This window comes from Streptomyces lonarensis (assembly GCF_012033735.1).
Classification (GTDB): Bacteria; Actinomycetota; Actinomycetes; order Streptomycetales; family Streptomycetaceae; genus Streptomyces; species Streptomyces lonarensis.
In genome coordinates this window covers 1-2,550 of sequence record NZ_JAAVJD010000407.1, presented here as the reverse complement: position 1 = coordinate 2,550, position 2,550 = coordinate 1, and the positions used below count along the sequence as shown (strand labels likewise).

Annotated in this window: 4 protein-coding genes; 2 read left to right on the top strand and 2 right to left on the bottom strand. The window is 78.7% G+C overall.

Annotated features, from left to right (window positions below):
* A partial coding sequence (locus tag HCN56_RS25075) for a class I adenylate-forming enzyme family protein (RefSeq protein WP_167974871.1) occupies positions 1–1,335 on the top strand: 1,335 nt, incomplete at its 5' end.
* Here HCN56_RS25075 and HCN56_RS25070 read toward each other — a convergent pair.
* The gene (locus HCN56_RS25070; RefSeq protein WP_167974869.1) at positions 1,275–1,907 is read right to left on the bottom strand and encodes a GyrI-like domain-containing protein; all 633 of its coding nucleotides are present in this window, start codon (positions 1,905–1,907) and stop codon (positions 1,275–1,277) included. The two genes, HCN56_RS25075 and HCN56_RS25070, sit on opposite strands and share 61 nt — an antisense overlap.
* 100 nt (positions 1,908–2,007) lie before the next feature.
* On the bottom strand, positions 2,008–2,133 hold the full coding sequence (locus tag HCN56_RS27095) for a hypothetical protein (protein WP_280923315.1): 126 nt from the start codon (positions 2,131–2,133) through the stop codon (positions 2,008–2,010).
* A gap of 29 nt (positions 2,134–2,162) precedes the next feature.
* Here HCN56_RS27095 and HCN56_RS25065 point away from each other — a divergent pair.
* Positions 2,163–2,550 (top strand): CoA transferase (locus tag HCN56_RS25065; RefSeq protein ID WP_209313176.1); only part of this gene is annotated, 388 nt, incomplete at its 3' end.

Here is a 2,550-nt window from a genome sequence, read left to right as displayed (position 1 = left end):
GCGCTGCTCGCCGGGGCGCGCGCCGCCTGCGTCGTCGTCCCCGGCGAGCACCGCGGCCACGACTACCTCGCCCCGGCGCTGGAACTGGCCCGCACACTGCCGGAGTTGCGGACGGTGGTCTGCGCGGCACCCACCGGCCGCGCTCCCGACCTGGCGGAGCTGCTGCGGGCCGCGCCCGTCGCCGCGGCGCGGCCCGACCCGGACGGGCCGGCGCGGATCATGGTCTCCTCCGGCAGCGAGGCCGCGCCCAAGATGGTGGCGTTCTCCCACAACGCGCTGGCGACCGGGCTCGGCGCGGTCGTGGGCGAGGTCCTCGCCCCCGGCGAGCGGCCCCGCAGCCTGTGGCTGGTGCCGCTCTCCGCGGCCTTCGGCAGCAACGCGACGGTCGGCACGCTGATGGTGCACGGCGGGACCCTGGTCCTGCAGCCCCGCTTCGACGCCGCCGGGGCGCTCGGGCTGGTCGAGCAGCACCGCCCGAGCCACGTCTTCGGGGTGCCGACGGTGCTGCGGCTGCTGGCGGACGAGCCGACCGCCGCCACCGCGGACACCTCGGGGGTCCGAACGGTGGTGGCCGGCGGCGCCAAGCTGGACCGGGCGACCGCCCGGCGCGCCGCGGCGCTCTTCGGCTGCCCCGTCGTCAGCACCTACGGCTCCTCGGACGGGGTCCACTGCGCCATGGCGGAGGGCAGCGGCGGGCCGGCCGGCGCGCCCGGGGAGGACGGGACGCCGCGGCGGTCCGGGGAGGACGGGGCGCCGCGGCGGTCCGGGGAGGACGGGGCGCCGCGGCGGTCCGGGCGTCCCAACCCGGCGGTCGTGGAGATCCGCGTGGTGGACGAGCAGTTGGCCGACGTGGGGCCCGGCCGGGTCGGCGAGATCATCGCCCGGGGACCGCTCACCCCGCTCTGCTACGTCGGGGCGGCCGGGCTCAACGCCCGCTACCGCGCCCCCGGTGGCTGGGTCCGCACCGACGACCTCGGGGTGCTCGACGCCGACGGCCGGCTCACCGTGGTGGACCGGCGCCGGGAGATCGTGCTGCGGGGCGGCGCCAACATCAGCCCGCTGGAGGTCGAGGAGCTGCTCCTCGGCCTCCCGGGCGTCCGCGACGCCGCCTGCGTGGGAGTACCCGACGCGGTGATGGGCGAACGGCTGTGCGCCTGCGTCGTCCCGGCCCCGGGCGCGGCGCCGACGCTGCGGGACCTCGTGGCGGGGCTGCGCGAGGCGGCGCTGGAGGACCGGAAACTGCCGGAGCGGCTGCTGCTGCTGGACGCGCTGCCCTACACCCCGACCGGCAAGGTGGACCGGCGGCGGCTGCGCACGCTCGCGGCGGCGTCCTGACCGGCCGCCGCCGGGGACGCGGCGGGCGAGGCGCCCTTGACGGGGGCGCACCCGCCCCCGGGCCCGCGGCGGACCGTCTGGTACCACTCGACGACGGGCACCTCCTCGGCGAGGAAGACCGGGCTGCAGGGGTAGACCTCGTACAGCGGGGCTCCCACGGCGGGGTCCCGGCGCGGCCCGCGCACCGTCGCGCCGGTGGTCACCGACATGTCGGTGAGGCGGCGCGCGTGGCCGGCACCGACCCGTGCCAGCGGGCCCTCGCTCATGATGACCTCGTAGCGCAGCCCGCCGACCCGGTTGAGCCCCCGCCAGACGGTGCCGTTGTCCAGGTCGCCGTGGTCCACGCTCAGGCAGGCGTCGTACCGCACCTCGTCGGCCGGGCGCCGGTCGTGCAGGTCGTAGAGCACCCCGACGGCGCGGGTGCGCGGACCGGCGAGGCCGCATTCGAACAGCAGCGCGGTCAGCCTGCGCCAGGTGTCGAGCCAGTTCGCCCCGGACCCGGTGTGGCGCAGGCAGAGCACCGGCGTGGGCCGGGCCGGAACGATCTCCCAGTGGTCGTCGGTGGTCGGCATGGGATGCCCCCTCGTCGTCGCCGTGCGGTGGTCGGTCCGTCTGTGCGTCGCCGCCCCGGGGCGGTCCTCGCGGTCCGCGGCGCCCGGCGCCGGCCGGGTCTCAGCCCCCGGGCCGGTGGTCTGCCGCCGACCAGGGGCGGGGCGGCAGGACGCACCCCTCGGCGGTGGTGGTCGTGACGGCGGCGAGCGCGGCGGGCAGCTCCTCCCGGCGCAGCGAGGTGGTCACCGGGGCCGGCGACGGCGCGGCGGCTCGGCCTGGACAGCGCCACGCTCCACCGGGTCCGTCCGGACCTCGTCCACGCCCACACCTCGGGCTGGTCCGACGCCGTACCCGACCCGCCGCTGGCCACCGACTACATGGTGCAGGCGCGTTCCGGCCTCGCCGACGCCCTCCGGACCGACCCCGCCGAGCCGCCCCGCCCGACGCTCCTCACCGTGCTGGACTCGCTCGGCGGGATGCTCGGCGCGGAGGCCGTCCTCGCCGGCCTGCTGCACCGGGCCCACACGGGCCGCGGCAGCGCGGTGGAGAGTTCGCTGCTCTCGGCGGCGCGGCTGCTGTCGGCACCGGGAGCAGCGCGCGGCGGTCCGCCGCCCGGCGGCCGGCCCGATCCGGTCCGCGCGCCGGACGGCCGGTGGGTGACGG

Excerpts from the sequence above, each read along its gene's own strand:
- HCN56_RS25070 (WP_167974869.1), bottom strand. The coding sequence starts at position 1,907 with ATGCCGACCACCGACGACCACTGGGAGATCGTTCCGGCCCGGCCCACG.